Raw genomic sequence first — 13,610 nt, 5'->3', positions numbered from 1 at the left:
ATGAGTGCCCAGATTTTATCTCCTTCACTGGCCGGAGCCGAGGCCTCGGCAACGGGTACCGCCACCGGGCTACTGATTATCGGAGCCTCGCAGTCCGGGGTGCAGCTAGCAATTTCGCTACGTGCGCTGGGCTACACCGAGCACATTACGTTGCTGGGCGACGAGGACCACCGTCCCTACCAGCGCCCGGCCTTGTCCAAAGAATTCTTGCAGGACAAGGTCGGTTCCGAATCTTTGATCTTCCGTTCCAATGAATACTGGATCGAACACAACATCACCTTGGTCAAGGGCGAACGTATCGAATCACTGGACGCCCAGCCCGACGGTAGCGGTACGGCCATGGGCCGCTCCGGCAATTCTTACCGCTACACCCGATTGGCGCTGACCGTCGGTGCGCGGCCACGGCTCTTCGAAGCCCCGGGCAATGATCTTCACGGCGTGGTTTATCTGCGCAACGCCGATGATGCGCTCAAACTCAAAGCGCTAGCCCCGGGTGCCACCGACGTGGTGGTGATTGGTGGCGGATTCATCGGCTTGGAAGCCGCCAGCTCGCTTCAGGCGATGGGCAAGAAGGTCACCGTGATCGAATACGGCCCGCGCCTGGTTGGACGCGCCGTTGGGGAAGAAACCAGCGAATACTTCCTGGCCCAGCACACCGCCCGCGGTCTAGATATCCGCATCGGTGGCCGTATCGAGAAAATCATTGATGATGGTCAAGGCGCCGTGCGCTCGGTCCGGCTGGAAAGTGGCGAAGAGATCCCGGCGCAGGTCGTGCTGATTGGTATCGGCGTCATCCCGAACACGCAGCTCGGTGAAAAGCTGGGACTAAAAATCGACAATGGCATCGTGGTGGATAAACACGCCATCGCCTCCGATGGTCACACCATCGTCGTGGGCGACGTGGCGAATATGCCCAACCCGGTCCCCGGCGCTCCAGCCGATGAACGCATCCGGCTGGAATCGGTGAATAACGCCGTGGAACATGCCAAGGTCGCAGCGTATTCGCTGATGGGACAACGCGAAGCATATGCGGGCATTCCGTGGTTTTGGTCCAATCAAGCAAATATGAAACTGCAGATCGCCGGGCTGTCCATGGGCTTTGATGCCACGGTAAAACGTGAACTGCCAGAGAAGGGCAAATTCACGGTGCTCTACTACCGTGGTGGGCAGATCATCGCCGCTGACTGCGTGAACGCGCCACTAGATTTCATGGCGGTCAAGCAGGCCCTAGCGGCCGGGAAAAACATCGACCCGTACGCCGCCAGCAACCCCGCCACCTTACTTAAGACTTTGATTGCCTAAGGATCGACATGACCACCCTGAATGAAACTAGGCCACTGCCGGCCACCGGCGACGTGAATACCTCGCCCATCGCACTAGATGATCATTTTGATGGAGAACTGGATCGACTCTGGGCGGCGGTGGTTCCCGAGACCCGCGCCCGCGGCAATGACATCCACCTACCCATCTCATTGTCCTTCGCTCGTCGGTTGTGCGACGCCTACCCGGAAGCTGACCGCACCCTAGTGCTGGTAGCAACACTGCTGCACGATACCGGGTGGGCACATGTGGATAAAGAGAAGATCATTTCCGATGGCTTTCGTGGGGACTGGCGCAAGGCAGACATCCGTTACGAGCACGAACGTGAAGGCTGCACCGTGGCCCGAAGAGTCTTGCCCCCCTTAGGTTTTGACGAAAAATTTATCGAGGCGGTCTGCCTGATTATTGACGGACATGACACCCGCCCTAACGCGTACTCCCTGGAGGACGCGCTGATGCGTGACGCTGACCGGCTCTGGCGCTTTGACCACGCTGGTATTGCCCTGGCCTCGGGCTGGTTTGGCCAGGATCCGGCGCGGTACACCGACCGGTTGGAAACCGAGATCATTCCGGAACTGATCACCCAAGCCGCGGTGGACATGGCCACCGCGGATCTGAATCGCTCCCGCAAGTTGCTTCGTACGGAGATCCTGCGATGAGCAGCACATTCATGGCACGAGACTCATTAGTGCTCCCCTACCGCAACGTGGAGACTCACTTCATTGATGGTCAGTGGGCCAGCTCAACGGGATCCGAACGCATCGACGTCACCGACCCTGCCACGGCACGTGTATGGGGTTCGGTTCCTTCAGGCACCGAAGCCGACGTGGATGCCACGGTCGGCGCGGCCCACCGGGCGCTAAAAAGTTCGGAATGGAAGGCCTACACTCCGGCGGATCGAGCGGCACTGCTGTTGCGCATTGCCGATGAGGTCCAGGCCCGTGCAACCGAGCTGTCGCTGACCAACACCTTGGAAAACGGCTCACCGGTCTCCGAAACCTCCGGAGCGGCCGCCAATGCTGCAAGTATCTTCCGCTACTTCGCTTCGCTAGCTCCGTTGCTGGAAAACGAAGACCTGCGCCCATTCCCTAATGGGGCCGGCGAATCACTGGTGCGCCGCGACCCGGTAGGCGTATGTGCGCTCATCGCCCCGTGGAACTTCCCCATCAACCTGATGGTCATCAAGCTGGCCCCGGCACTCTTAGCCGGGTGCACCGTGGTCATGAAGCCGGCCTCGCCTACCCCGCTATCCTTCCGCATCATCATGGACGCGCTGGCTGCCGCCGGTGTCCCGGCGGGTGTAGCCAATCTGGTCACCGGCCCGGGCAGACTCGGCGATACGCTGGTTCGTCACCCGCTGGTATCCAAGGTGGCCTTCACCGGCTCCACCCCGGTGGGACGCAAAATCGCTGGTGCCTGCGGCGAACTGCTGCGTCCGGTCACCTTAGAACTGGGCGGCAAATCTAGTGCACTCATTCTGCCTGATGCGGACCTGGATGTACTGGGCTCACGGCTGATCCGTTCTTGCATGCGCAACACCGGGCAGACCTGCTACATTTCCACCCGAATCCTGGCCCCGGCCCAGCGTTATGACGAGGTAGTGGACGTGATTGGTTCAACGATTAGTGCTGCTTCGCAGGGTGATCCATTAGATCCGGCTACGGTGTTTGGCCCTTCGGCTAATAGGAACCAATACGACAGCGTACTCGAGCATCTGCAATCAGGTCATGCCCAGGGCGCCCGTGCGGTCACCGGTGGCGCGAAGGCACAACTGTCCGGCGAACTAGCTGATGGGTTTTTCATTCAGCCGACGGTCTTCGCCGATGTCACCGCGGATATGAGAATTTCAAGTGAAGAGATCTTCGGGCCAGTGATCACCGTGCTCAAATATGATTCGGAAGCCCAAGCCATCGAGTTGGCGAACAACACCGAATTTGGTCTCGGCGGATTGGTCTTCGGGGAGGATGAAGAACGCGCGCTGAAGGTCGCCGAGCAGCTGGACACCGGAAGTGTGGGACTTAACTTCTTCGCCTCGAATCACGCCGCACCCTTTGGCGGTCGTCACGACTCTGGCCTCGGCACCGAATACGGTCCAGAAGGCTTGGCCGCCTATCTGAGCTACAAGTCGATCCACCGGCAGGCGAGCTAGCCAAGACACCGCCGCGACAGCATGCATCAAGCCCCGTCCAGCTGGGTTTGGTGCATGCTGTCGCGCCTATTTAACGACGCAATTCTGTATAAATATCCTTGTCAGAGCCCTTCCGATGGGCGGAAGTTTAGTCGGGTGCACCACTTGCCTTCACGGCAACACCACCGCGATTGCAGCCGTACGGTAGAAGTTGTGAATACACATAATCCGAAGATAAATTCTGGTTACGTGCACGGCTCCCATAAGTCGCTAGCGCCAGTATCCCGAACGAGCCAGCGTCGCATATTATCCACTTTTTGAAGCACGGTGAAGCTAATCGTTCAGCTCGCTGAGGCAGTCCTACTTACTAAACGCTGGCGTCTGAACTTTACATTCGATTCGTTGCCCGTCGGCAGCGGTTTTGCTTTGGATTTCCTTGACACCGTCGAGCAGTATTCGGCACGTAGCTGTTGTTCCCCTTGGCACGGTGGCAGCAACTCCTGCCTCATCTTCGGCGGTAATGGTCACCGTTTCCTGCCAGAGCGCGGCCTTCGAATTCTCGGGATCAGCTACCGTAGCCGCAGAATCGAGTGAGGTTTCAGTGGACTCTTCACCGCGGCCCGGAGACTGAAGATAGGTAATGTCGTGAAGCGATTCGGTCGAAGCGCCCGAGACGGAAACTTCGTAGGTCACGCTCCACGCATCGGCAACTTGTTTGTTCCAGGATTCCGCCGCACCACAGCCGGCCACTGATACTCCCAGCAAAGCGCTCAGTGAGAGAACCCCGACAAGGGATCGCAGCTTACGAGCGGTTGGTCGTTTGGTGTTGTACATCCGTGTTCCTCAGCTCTGCAGTGAATTGTCCGTTTTTCCACGAGAGTTTCAGCGTACCTTCTGCCTGACTCGTGGTGCATCGCTTTGATCCTCATCGGCTTCGAAGATGCCCCGTCAGTCACGTTCCTTGACTACGCTCCAGTATTGAGTACTTGCATGCTCAACCCGGTAAGCTCAGCCACGGACCCATCACCGTCGAGAGGACTTCATCATGCCGTTAAGGCTCACCGCTAAGAATCACTTAGCAGATCGGTCGGCATGAGACTTTCAATCCTTGACCAGGTACCACTCACCGAACATGCCCCTACGCGATCTGAGGCATTAGCCAGTGGACTATCACTGGCACAGGACGCAGATGAACTTGGTTACCACCGCATCTGGTTTGCCGAGCATCATAATTCTCAGTCCTTCGCCAGCGCGGCCCCAGAAATGATGACGGCCCTGGCACTAGAGCGCACAGCCAAGATCAGGATCGGTACCGGCGCCATTCTCTTGCCTTATTATTCGGCACAAAAAGTTACCGAAGCGATGGGCCTACTCTCGGCGGTACACCCGGACCGCGTGGATACCGGTGTGGGACGTGCCTCGCTGAGCGACCCGAACTATGCGGCAAAAATCGCTTCATTGGTTCGCGAGTTAGACGCTACACATGCACCTTCGAACAGTGAACCTGCCGGACGCGTCTGGGTGTTAGGAGCCGGTGGTTCCACCGCACCGTTGCCGGGAACGCTCGGTGCTGGCTACGTGCATGGCCACTTCCTGCGTCCCACCGGCGGCGAGGTGGCAACCAGCGCTTATCGCGAGGCAGCGCTGGGTTCCGGGCATACGCCACACACCGTCTTGGCGGTCCGTTTCGTTACTGCAGAAACTGAAGAAAAGGCTCATGCACTGGCCGAGGCTTTGTTGCTCTGGCGAGTGCTTAAGGATTTTGGCCACGACGGTCCGATCCCTTCGACAGCCACTGCAGCCAGTTATCAATGGAGCACCCAAGAACGTGCCCGCGCTGTGGAACGCAGCGCTGCACTGATCGTTGGAACCCCGGCAAAGGTCCGCGCCGAGCTTTTGGCATTGGCTAAATCTCATCAGGCCGATGAACTGATGCTCAATACCTTGGTCAATGATCCCGAGGACCGATTAAACGCATACCGACTTCTGGCAGAGGCGCTCATCGACTAATTCATATTGTTCATCCCCACTTAAATGAGCACAAAAACTGCCCCTGCACCTTGTCTTGGTGCAGGGGCAATTTTCTTGGGATCTAGAGCACCCTGGCCAAGAATTCTTTGGTGCGGTCATGCTGCGGGTTAGCGATAATTTCTCGTGGATCGCCTGATTCCACCACGACCCCGCCATCCATGAAGGTCAAGGTATCCCCTACCTCGCGGGCGAAAGCAATCTCATGGGTCACCACAATCATGGTCATCCCGGAGGCCGCCAATTCCTTCATCACGTTTAGCACTTCGCCTACCAGCTCCGGATCCAGCGCAGAGGTTGGTTCATCAAAAAGCATCAGTTCAGGGTCCATGGCCAGTGCGCGGGCAATGGCCACCCGCTGTTGCTGTCCACCAGAGAGCTGGGCGGGGTAATGGTTCGCGCGATGTACCAGCCCTACACGCTCTAGTAGTTCCATGGCCCGCGTCTTTGCGGCCGCCTTGGACTGTCGCTTGACCTGAGTGGGTGCTTCGATAATGTTCTGGAGCACCGTGCGGTGCGGGAAGAGATTAAAGCGCTGGAAGACCATGCCGATTTCTCGGCGCTGAGCTGCAATTTGTTTGGCGTTCATATCGTGCAGGCGGCCACCGCGTTCGCGGTAACCGACCAGCTCGTCATTCACGTGAATCCGTCCTGCGTTTATGGTTTCCAGCATGTTCACGCAACGCAGAAGCGTTGATTTACCGGAGCCGGAGGGACCGATGAGCACCGAAACTTCACCTTGGCGCACGGTCATATCGATGCCGCGCAACACGTGGTGCTGTCCGTAGTACTTATGAACCCCGTCGATACGTACAAGGGCCGGCTTGGTCAGGGTATCGGTTGTTACGCTCACGGTTTCTCTTCCATTTCCTTGACTCCGGATTCATTGCTGTCCCCTGCGGTGACGACTTTTACCGCAGCGGGTTTAACCGCGGTGGCTTTATCTACCGGGATACGTACAAAGTTGTCTACTCCCTTACCGAAGTGTCGCTCCACGTAGTACTGACCCACCATCAAAATACTGGTGATGACCAAGTACCACAGGGCCGCAACGATAAGCAGCGGAATGGGAAGGTAGCTACGGTTAGCGATGCCGTTGGTCGCGAAGGTTAGATCAAGTGTGAACGGAACTGCGAGCACCAAAGAGGTGGTCTTCAGCATTCCGATAGTTTCGTTACCAGTAGGTGGCACGATAATGCGCATGGCCTGTGGCAAGATGATTCGCCACATGATCCGTGACTTGCGCATACCCAAGGCTTCGGCAGCCTCCATCTGCCCGTTGTCCACAGATTTGAGCCCTGCACGGAATATCTCGGCCAGGTAGGCAGATTCGTTCAGTCCTAGACCCAGAACCGCAGCGACAAATGCGGTGACAATGTCTTGGGTATCAAAAGCGAATAATTCCGGACCAAAAGGCACACCAAGGGAAATCTTGGGATACAGCACCGCAATCAGGCCCCAGAAGACTAGCTGTGTGTAGACCGGGGTTCCACGGAAGAACCAAACCCAGACCCAGCTAACTGAGCGGAATAGCGGATTCTCTGATTCGCGCATGAAGGCCAGCAGAATGGCGAGCGTAATCGCGATTACCATGGACAACACTGTGAGCAGCAGCGTCCAACCAATTCCTTGGATCACCAGCACATCCATGAAGTAGGTTCCCACCACGTCCCAGCGGAAATTCTCGTTGGTGACAAGGCTTTGAGCCAACATTGCAGCGAAGGCCAAAATGACAACCGCGCAAGCCCAACGGCCGGGATGTCGGACCGGAACGGCCTGGATCATCTGTGGCTTCCCGCGCCCCGAACCGTCAGTATCAGCAGTGCTCCTTGCCGGCGCTATGAGACTCATTTTGCCATCACCGGATTAACCTCTGCCTTATTCAGCGCACCAGCTGAGTTGTTCCAGCTTTCTAGAATCTGCGCATAGGTGCCATCTTCCATCAGCTTGTTCATCACCTTGCCAATGACTTCGGCTAGTTCCTTGTCCCTCTTGGCGATAGCGATCCCCTGTGGGGCACCGTCATACACTTCGCCTAAGGTTTCCAGACTGTCTCCGGTCTGCGAGATCGCATAACCGGTGACGGGGGAATCCGCTGCCATGGCATCGATGCCACCGCTGACCAGTCGTGTAGTGATGTCTGTTTGGGATTTCAGGCTGATGATTTCAATTGCTTTCTTGCCATCAGCCGTGCACTTTTTAGACTTGGCCGCTACATCCGGGTCTTGGACGGTTCCGGTTTGCACGCCAATCTTTTTGCCACAGATGTCTTCCAGAGAAAGGTCGCCTGGATTGCCCTTCTGTACGGCCCATTGTGTGCCGGCGTTGAAGTAGCTGACGAAGTTCACGGTTTTTGAGCGTTCAGGATTGATGGTGAACGAGGAGATGCCCAGATCGTATTTTGGTCCTAGCGCTGGGAGAATACCGGTGAATTCGGAGGTTTCCACTGTGGTTTCTAAACCAAGGGTGGCGCCGATGGCCTTAGCAATATCAACGTCGTAGCCCAACGGAGTCTGCCCATCGCTGCCACCGAGGAATTCAGCTGGTGCGTAGGAAGTATCGGATCCGACATTCAAGGTTCCCTTGGCTTTCATCTGTGCAGGAAGCAACGCTGCGAGCGCTTCGTCCTTCGCCACGGATGACGGGTCAAAAGATGCAGTTGCGGTGTCTGGTGCGCCTACAGACTGCGAAGCCGTGGTGCAACCGGTGAGCGTGAGTACGGAAATTGCGGCGAGTGCTACGAACTTGGGTGCCAGTTTGGGTGCCAGTGCGAGTGAAGGCAGCATCTTATTGTCCCTTTGGTATCGATGTTGAGTGCGTGATTCGACGTGATGTCGATCACCAGATAACCACGGTACGGACTGACCTTGTGCAAGCTCAATTGCAGAAAAGTATGCTTTTCATTGAAATTTTGCACAGAATGTCGCGACTCGATATACATTGTGTACATGACTGCACTCTCAGACCTTGATCGCCGCTTACTTTCGGCCCTCCGCGAGGATGGCCGTGCGCCTGTCGCAACTCTCGCGCGCGAGCTCGGCGTAGCTCGAGCCACGGTCAACAGCCGGCTTGAACGTCTCATCTCCACCGGAGTCATCGTGGGCTTCACCGCCAGGGTCCGCGAAGAGGTAGATCCCTTGGCAATCCATGCCATCGCTTTCATCGAGATGGAGGGGCGTTCCACCGACAAGGTCATTCAGCAGCTCAAGGGGCTCACCGAGATCACTTCGCTGCACAGCACCAACGGCGCCTGGGACTTGGTGGCAGAACTACGCACCGATTCACTCAGTGGCTTCGATCAGGTTCTGGGGAGGATCCGCGGCGTGGAAGGCATTGTCAACAGTGAAACCAGCCTGCTGCTCAGCTCCGTGTTGCGCTAAAGCTCACGGCTTCAGCTCACCCTCGAATTCGACAGCTATGAACACAATGCACAAATCCGTCCGACACTTTGTCTAAAAGCTCAACGAAAAGCATACATTTTTGCCATTGCACGTGCATATCGACGCTACGTAGGCTCTAATCATCAACCGATTACGAGCGAAAAGAGGGCGTTATGACGCGCTTTGTCGATGTCCGCAACATGGTACGTTGGACGGCCGCCAGTGGAGTAGAAAACATCATCTCCGGCATGATTGGATACCTCGAAGAGGACTTCAAACGCTGGGAAGAATTTGATAAGACTCCCCGGGTAGCCAGCCACACCTCCTTTGGTGTCATCGAACTGATGCCCACCAGCGATGGTGAGACCTACGGCTTCAAGTACGTCAATGGCCACCCGGCAAACCCTGCTCGCGGATTTCAAACCGTCACCGCCTTTGGTGTACTAGCCGACGTTCACAACGGCTACCCAACTTTCCTCACCGAAATGACCTTACTGACAGCGCTTCGCACCTCGGCCACCTCGGTGATGTTTGCCAAAAAATTGGCACGCTCCGATTCAAAGGTAATGGCCATGATTGGCACCGGCACCCAGTCAGAGTTCCAGGCCCTTGGTTTCCGTGCAGGACTTGGAATTAGCACCCTGCGCATTTGGGACACCGACCCTCAGGCCATGGAAAAGTTCGTTGCGAACATGGAACCTTTAGGCTTTGACATCACCGTCGCTTCCTCGGCACAAGACGCAGTACAGGGGGCAGATGTCATCACCACCTGCACCGCAGACAAGGCCAACGCCACCATTCTCAGCGCAGATCTTATCGCTCCGGGCGTGCACCTGAACGCTATTGGTGGCGACTGCCCGGGCAAGACCGAACTAGATGCAGCGATCCTGGATCTTGGTGAAGTATTTGTTGAGTTCCCTGAGCAGACCCGCATTGAAGGTGAAATTCAGCAGATGCCGGCAGACTTCCCAGTCACCGAATTCTGGAAGGTGCTCTGTGACCAAGCTCCGGGAAGAACCTCGGACGAACAGATCACCATCTACGACTCCGTCGGATTCGCTATCGAGGACTTCTCTGCGCTGCGTTACATCCGTGACGCGGTAGAGGGCACCGATTACTTCACCGAACTTGACCTCGTGGCAGACCCTGCAAATCCGAAGGATCTCTTCGGGTTGCTCGCTGCGTTTGCCCCAGTTGGGTCCTGAGCCACCCATGTCCGTTCAGGCTCCCAGCGCTGTTGTTCTGGTTCGTCCACACCGTTTCTCACCCAACCCACAAACCGCCAAGGACAATGTTTTCCAAAGCTCTGCCGATTTTATGGACGCAGAGCTGATCAGCAAGGCGGCTTATAACGAAGTCACCGCGTTGGCAGCCGGGTTAGGTGAAGCCGGCGTGCAGGTTCATCTTTTTGATGACACCGAAGCGGGCCGTCCCGATAGTGTGTTCCCTAATAATTGGCTTTCTACTCATGCTGGCGGGCACGTTGCGGTATTTCCGATGTACGCACCTAACCGGCGCAATGAGCGACGCAGCGACATCTTGGAGCTACTCAAAACGCGCTACCGGGTCCAGCATGTGATTGATTATTCGGGTCTAGAACTCGATGACGTTTTCCTCGAAGGCACCGGTGCCATGGTCTTGGACCACCTGACCCGGGTGGCTTACGTGGCAAAGTCCTACCGTGCAGACCCAGTCGCGCTTGAACGGTTCTGCACGAACTTCGGATATGAACCAATGCTCTTTGATGCGGTGGATTCTTCGGGGACGGCCGTTTATCACACGAATGTCATGATGAGTGTGGCCACGGCGTTCTCGATGGTTTGCCTAGAGATGATTCAGCCCGCTTCGCGGCGTCAACAAATTCTTGATCGACTCTCTGCCGGCGGCCGAGATGTTATTGAGTTGACCGAAGCACAGGTTCGACACTTCGCCGGGAACGCCATCGAATTGCAGGGTACCAAGGGACGAATTTTGGCGTTGTCGCGAACCGCGTTCCAGAGCCTGAGCGAGGTGCAGAAAGAACAAATCGAGCGGAGCTGCACGTTGCTCCCGGTGCACGTTCCTACTATCGAAATGGCTGGGGGTTCGGTGCGCTGCATGATTGCCGGAATCCATTTGGATCCACGGCCGATGCCATTAGTAAGTAACAACTCGCTAGTCACCTCCATGGTGCAGATCAGGGAACCGGCGAGCGCTTAGCCGGACTTGTTGATGGAAAGTTCTCGCATTCCATGGCAGCCAGACATCACTTATCGGGTGGTACCAGTTGGGGAACTGGTACCACCCGATACTTTTTTCCCCGTGATCTAGCCAATTAGCAACAAAATCATCTGCCGCAAAAAAGTTTTTGAAACTTTTTCAATCCTTTTCTCATCTCGCTCCGAATGCTTCATGACAGCCCGCACCAACAGGGTCGGGGAAATACGACGAGACACCTCGTCGTAAGGCAAGGAGAAAGACATGCAGACACTCAACCGCAAATTTGTTGGAGCACTCTCGCTGGTCGCAGTTGCAGCAATGGGATTGACCGCTTGCTCGACCGGCTCCGAAACCGCAGAGCCATCGGCTTCCAGCTCCATGGCCGCCCCAAGCAGCTCGGCACCGGCCAGCGAGTCGCCAATGGCTGATTCGGACATGGACCCAGCGGCTAACCTGGTTGGCTCGGGTTGCGCGGCTTACGCCGAAGCAGTGCCGAAGGGTGCCGGTTCGGTAGCTGGAATGGCTAAGGATCCGGTAGCAGTGGCAGCCTCGAACAACCCATTGCTCAAGACCCTCACCGCGGCAGTATCCGGAAAGCTGAACCCGAAGGTGGACCTCGTGGACACCCTCAATGGTGACGAGTTCACGGTCTTCGCCCCGGTTGACGAGGCTTTCGCAGCCATCCCTGAAAAGGATCTCAACGCAGTGGTCAAGGACGCAGATACGCTCAGCGGCATCTTGACTTACCACGTGGTTCCCGGCCAGATTGCACCTGCAGACCTTTCGGGTGACTACACCACCGTTGCGGGCCAAGACCTTGAGGTTACCGGCAGCGGAGATGACCTGAAGGTCAACGGCGCTTCGGTGATCTGTGGTGGCGTGCAGACCGCCAACGCAACTGTTTACCTGTTGGACGAAGTGTTGATGCCACCAGCAAAGAAGTAGTCGCAGTCCACTGCTAGGAAGACTTTCACCGCCTTATGGCCGGTACTTGGTGCTTGATCATCAAGCTCCAGGTACCGGCCATCGCGCGGTTAACCCCCACTACTTATCGCTAGGGGTTATGGAATCTTCCGCTGCAGTGTGGAAAAGGAGATATGAACAGAGCTGACACGGAACATTCGAACACCGGCTCCGGTGATATTCTCGAATTCATGGACAGAGCACCGAGCGGGACCGGAACACGAGCAGAGGTTGGCTCGGGCACCACCGAATACTTCAGCGGCCTATGCCAACGCGTCGCCCAGGGCGATCATCAGGCATTTGATTCGCTCTACACGGAACTGTCTCCCATTGTTTATGGAATATCGGTGCGACTGATCCGTAATCCCTCACAGGCCTCGGAAGTCACTCAAGAGGTGATGCTAGAAATTTGGAACAACGCGAACAGTTATTCGGCTAGTACCGGGTCCATCTACGCGTGGGCGTCAACGATAGCTCGCCGACGGGCCATTGACCGGATTCGTTCGGAGGAAGCGCGGACCCAACGCGAGGACCGCAATTTCACCGTTGACCGGGAGGTTGCACAAATCGATGACGAGCTCATGGCCCAAGTCGATTCGGAACAGGTCCGCAACTGTCTAGGCACCTTGACCGATAAAGAAAAACAAACGGTCATCGACACCTACTATGGCGGCAGCACGTACGCGCAAGTGGCCGAACGTCGCCAGATGCCCTTAGCCACGGTGAAGTCCAGAATCCGCAGCGCGTTACAGCGCTTGAAGACATGTTTGGAGGTGGCATAAGTGGATCGCCAAAATTATGACGGCTCCTTGAGCACCGAAGACCATGAGCTACTCACCGGCCTGGCGCTAGAAGCCTTCGACTCACCTGAGGACCGCGAACGCGCCGAGCACCTGGTCAGCTCCAATGAGCAGGCCGCCCAATGGTTGCGTGGATACCGGGAAACTCTGTCGCGGATCGACCGAGCCACGTCCGTGGAACCACCGGCGGACTTACGTGCGAAAATCTTCGCCGAGTTGCCGGCCCGCCAGGTACCCGCACCGATTTCACTGAGCGAACGCCGGGAACAAAAGCGCCGCACCATGCCACGTTATGGCTGGCTCGCAGCCGCCGCAGCGGCAGTAGTCATAGTCGCCGTGCCAACAACCATTGCGGTCAACCAACACCAGCGTGCGGTCACTGCAGAAGCCCAACATAATGAGCTGCTCTCAGTTCTCGACGGCCAGCAGGTAAAGGTTGTCAACACACAAATGCCACAGGGTGAAGGCGCCATGACACTATTGGCTTCCTCGGCTGGCACCGTGGTGCTAGGCCATGACCTGCCGGTCATGGACCAAGAGCACGATTACCAGCTGTGGACCATTGCCGCAGGCGGAACGCCGGTTCCTTCCGACGTGGTTCCCCACGGCGACTGGAGCGCTCAGTTACCTGCTATTCCCGAAGGAACAACGATCGCTTTGACCGTGGAACCTGCTGGCGGCTCCCAGGCACCAACTACCGATCCAGTCATGGCCTTGGTTGGCTGAGTTTGATGAAGAGTAAAAATTGATTTAGCTAGACAGGCTAAATACATTAGTCTTTGCTTATGAGGA

General features: G+C 56.7%; 14 protein-coding genes. 10 read left to right on the top strand and 4 right to left on the bottom strand.

Annotated features, from left to right (window positions below):
• From CQ011_RS09280 to CQ011_RS09270, 3 genes are read left to right on the top strand one after another with little or no spacing between them, the layout of a single operon-like run.
• The gene (locus CQ011_RS09280; protein WP_105677169.1) at positions 1 to 1,302 is read left to right on the top strand and encodes an NAD(P)/FAD-dependent oxidoreductase; all 1,302 of its coding nucleotides are present in this window, start codon (positions 1 to 3) and stop codon (positions 1,300 to 1,302) included.
• Positions 1,303 to 1,310: 8 nt separating this feature from the next.
• Positions 1,311 to 1,979, top strand: a complete 669-nt coding sequence (locus CQ011_RS09275; RefSeq protein ID WP_105677167.1) for an HD domain-containing protein — start codon at positions 1,311 to 1,313, stop codon at positions 1,977 to 1,979.
• Positions 1,976 to 3,469: an aldehyde dehydrogenase family protein gene (locus CQ011_RS09270; RefSeq protein WP_105677165.1), complete on the top strand. Its 1,494-nt coding sequence runs from the start codon at positions 1,976 to 1,978 to the stop codon at positions 3,467 to 3,469. The genes CQ011_RS09275 and CQ011_RS09270 overlap by 4 nt, the downstream gene beginning before the upstream one ends.
• A 339-nt stretch (positions 3,470 to 3,808) precedes the next feature.
• Here CQ011_RS09270 and CQ011_RS09265 read toward each other — a convergent pair whose 3' ends face one another.
• Positions 3,809 to 4,282: a hypothetical protein gene (locus tag CQ011_RS09265; protein WP_105677162.1), complete on the bottom strand. Its 474-nt coding sequence runs from the start codon at positions 4,280 to 4,282 to the stop codon at positions 3,809 to 3,811.
• A 258-nt stretch (positions 4,283 to 4,540) separates the two neighbouring features.
• Here CQ011_RS09265 and CQ011_RS09260 point away from each other — a divergent pair, with 258 nt between their 5' ends.
• Positions 4,541 to 5,458 (top strand): LLM class flavin-dependent oxidoreductase, encoded by a 918-nt coding sequence (locus tag CQ011_RS09260; RefSeq protein ID WP_105677160.1) that lies wholly within the window; start codon positions 4,541 to 4,543, stop codon positions 5,456 to 5,458.
• An 82-nt stretch (positions 5,459 to 5,540) separates the two neighbouring features.
• Here the strand turns inward: CQ011_RS09260 and CQ011_RS09255 are convergent, their stop codons facing one another.
• From CQ011_RS09255 to CQ011_RS09245, 3 genes are read right to left on the bottom strand one after another with little or no spacing between them, the layout of a single operon-like run.
• On the bottom strand, positions 5,541 to 6,329 hold the full coding sequence (locus CQ011_RS09255; RefSeq protein ID WP_105677157.1) for an amino acid ABC transporter ATP-binding protein: 789 nt from the start codon (positions 6,327 to 6,329) through the stop codon (positions 5,541 to 5,543).
• Positions 6,326 to 7,327 (bottom strand): amino acid ABC transporter permease, encoded by a 1,002-nt coding sequence (locus tag CQ011_RS09250; RefSeq protein ID WP_105677155.1) that lies wholly within the window; start codon positions 7,325 to 7,327, stop codon positions 6,326 to 6,328. The genes CQ011_RS09255 and CQ011_RS09250 overlap by 4 nt, the downstream gene beginning before the upstream one ends.
• Positions 7,324 to 8,262 (bottom strand): ABC transporter substrate-binding protein, encoded by a 939-nt coding sequence (locus CQ011_RS09245; RefSeq protein ID WP_105677153.1) that lies wholly within the window; start codon positions 8,260 to 8,262, stop codon positions 7,324 to 7,326. Before CQ011_RS09245 ends, CQ011_RS09250 begins: the two co-directional genes overlap by 4 nt.
• A gap of 162 nt (positions 8,263 to 8,424) precedes the next feature.
• Here CQ011_RS09245 and CQ011_RS09240 point away from each other — a divergent pair, with 162 nt between their 5' ends.
• The 6 genes from CQ011_RS09240 (at position 8,425) to CQ011_RS09215 (ending at position 13,544) form a co-directional block, all read left to right on the top strand.
• Positions 8,425 to 8,856: an Lrp/AsnC family transcriptional regulator gene (locus CQ011_RS09240; RefSeq protein WP_105677151.1), complete on the top strand. Its 432-nt coding sequence runs from the start codon at positions 8,425 to 8,427 to the stop codon at positions 8,854 to 8,856.
• Between the two features lie 173 nt (positions 8,857 to 9,029).
• Positions 9,030 to 10,061 carry an ornithine cyclodeaminase gene (gene ocd, locus CQ011_RS09235; RefSeq protein ID WP_105677148.1) on the top strand — a complete coding sequence of 344 codons (1,032 nt, stop codon included), beginning with the start codon at positions 9,030 to 9,032 and terminating at the stop codon, positions 10,059 to 10,061.
• 7 nt (positions 10,062 to 10,068) lie between these two features.
• The gene (gene ctlX / locus CQ011_RS09230; RefSeq protein ID WP_105677622.1) at positions 10,069 to 11,055 is read left to right on the top strand and encodes a citrulline utilization hydrolase CtlX; all 987 of its coding nucleotides are present in this window, start codon (positions 10,069 to 10,071) and stop codon (positions 11,053 to 11,055) included.
• 261 nt (positions 11,056 to 11,316) lie between these two features.
• Positions 11,317 to 12,000 carry a fasciclin domain-containing protein gene (locus CQ011_RS09225; RefSeq protein ID WP_105677146.1) on the top strand — a complete coding sequence of 228 codons (684 nt, stop codon included), beginning with the start codon at positions 11,317 to 11,319 and terminating at the stop codon, positions 11,998 to 12,000.
• A gap of 152 nt (positions 12,001 to 12,152) precedes the next feature.
• The gene (locus tag CQ011_RS09220; protein WP_105677143.1) at positions 12,153 to 12,800 is read left to right on the top strand and encodes a sigma-70 family RNA polymerase sigma factor; all 648 of its coding nucleotides are present in this window, start codon (positions 12,153 to 12,155) and stop codon (positions 12,798 to 12,800) included.
• Positions 12,801 to 13,544 carry an anti-sigma factor gene (locus CQ011_RS09215; protein WP_105677141.1) on the top strand — a complete coding sequence of 248 codons (744 nt, stop codon included), beginning with the start codon at positions 12,801 to 12,803 and terminating at the stop codon, positions 13,542 to 13,544.
• Positions 13,545 to 13,610: the final 66 nt, after the last annotated feature.

Origin of the sequence: Arthrobacter sp. MYb213, from assembly GCF_002979915.1 — a bacterium.
Lineage (GTDB): Bacteria > Actinomycetota > Actinomycetes > Actinomycetales > Micrococcaceae > Glutamicibacter.
Note: the sequence above shows the minus strand (reverse complement) of the source record. Positions and strands in the feature narration are given on the sequence as shown.

Bases quoted from the DNA above. Each gene is read 5' to 3' on its own strand.
- CQ011_RS09250 (WP_105677155.1), bottom strand. From the start codon at position 7,327: ATGAGTCTCATAGCGCCGGCAAGGAGCACTGCTGATACTGACGGTTCG.
- CQ011_RS09245 (WP_105677153.1), bottom strand. From the start codon at position 8,262: ATGCTGCCTTCACTCGCACTGGCACCCAAACTGGCACCCAAGTTCGTA.
- CQ011_RS09260 (WP_105677160.1), top strand. From the start codon at position 4,541: ATGAGACTTTCAATCCTTGACCAGGTACCACTCACCGAACATGCCCCT.
- ocd (WP_105677148.1), top strand. From the start codon at position 9,030: ATGACGCGCTTTGTCGATGTCCGCAACATGGTACGTTGGACGGCCGCC.
- CQ011_RS09280 (WP_105677169.1), top strand. From the start codon at position 1: ATGAGTGCCCAGATTTTATCTCCTTCACTGGCCGGAGCCGAGGCCTCG.
- CQ011_RS09265 (WP_105677162.1), bottom strand. From the start codon at position 4,282: ATGTACAACACCAAACGACCAACCGCTCGTAAGCTGCGATCCCTTGTC.
- CQ011_RS09240 (WP_105677151.1), top strand. From the start codon at position 8,425: ATGACTGCACTCTCAGACCTTGATCGCCGCTTACTTTCGGCCCTCCGC.
- CQ011_RS09220 (WP_105677143.1), top strand. From the start codon at position 12,153: ATGAACAGAGCTGACACGGAACATTCGAACACCGGCTCCGGTGATATT.
- CQ011_RS09275 (WP_105677167.1), top strand. From the start codon at position 1,311: ATGACCACCCTGAATGAAACTAGGCCACTGCCGGCCACCGGCGACGTG.
- CQ011_RS09270 (WP_105677165.1), top strand. From the start codon at position 1,976: ATGAGCAGCACATTCATGGCACGAGACTCATTAGTGCTCCCCTACCGC.
- ctlX (WP_105677622.1), top strand. From the start codon at position 10,069: ATGTCCGTTCAGGCTCCCAGCGCTGTTGTTCTGGTTCGTCCACACCGT.
- CQ011_RS09225 (WP_105677146.1), top strand. From the start codon at position 11,317: ATGCAGACACTCAACCGCAAATTTGTTGGAGCACTCTCGCTGGTCGCA.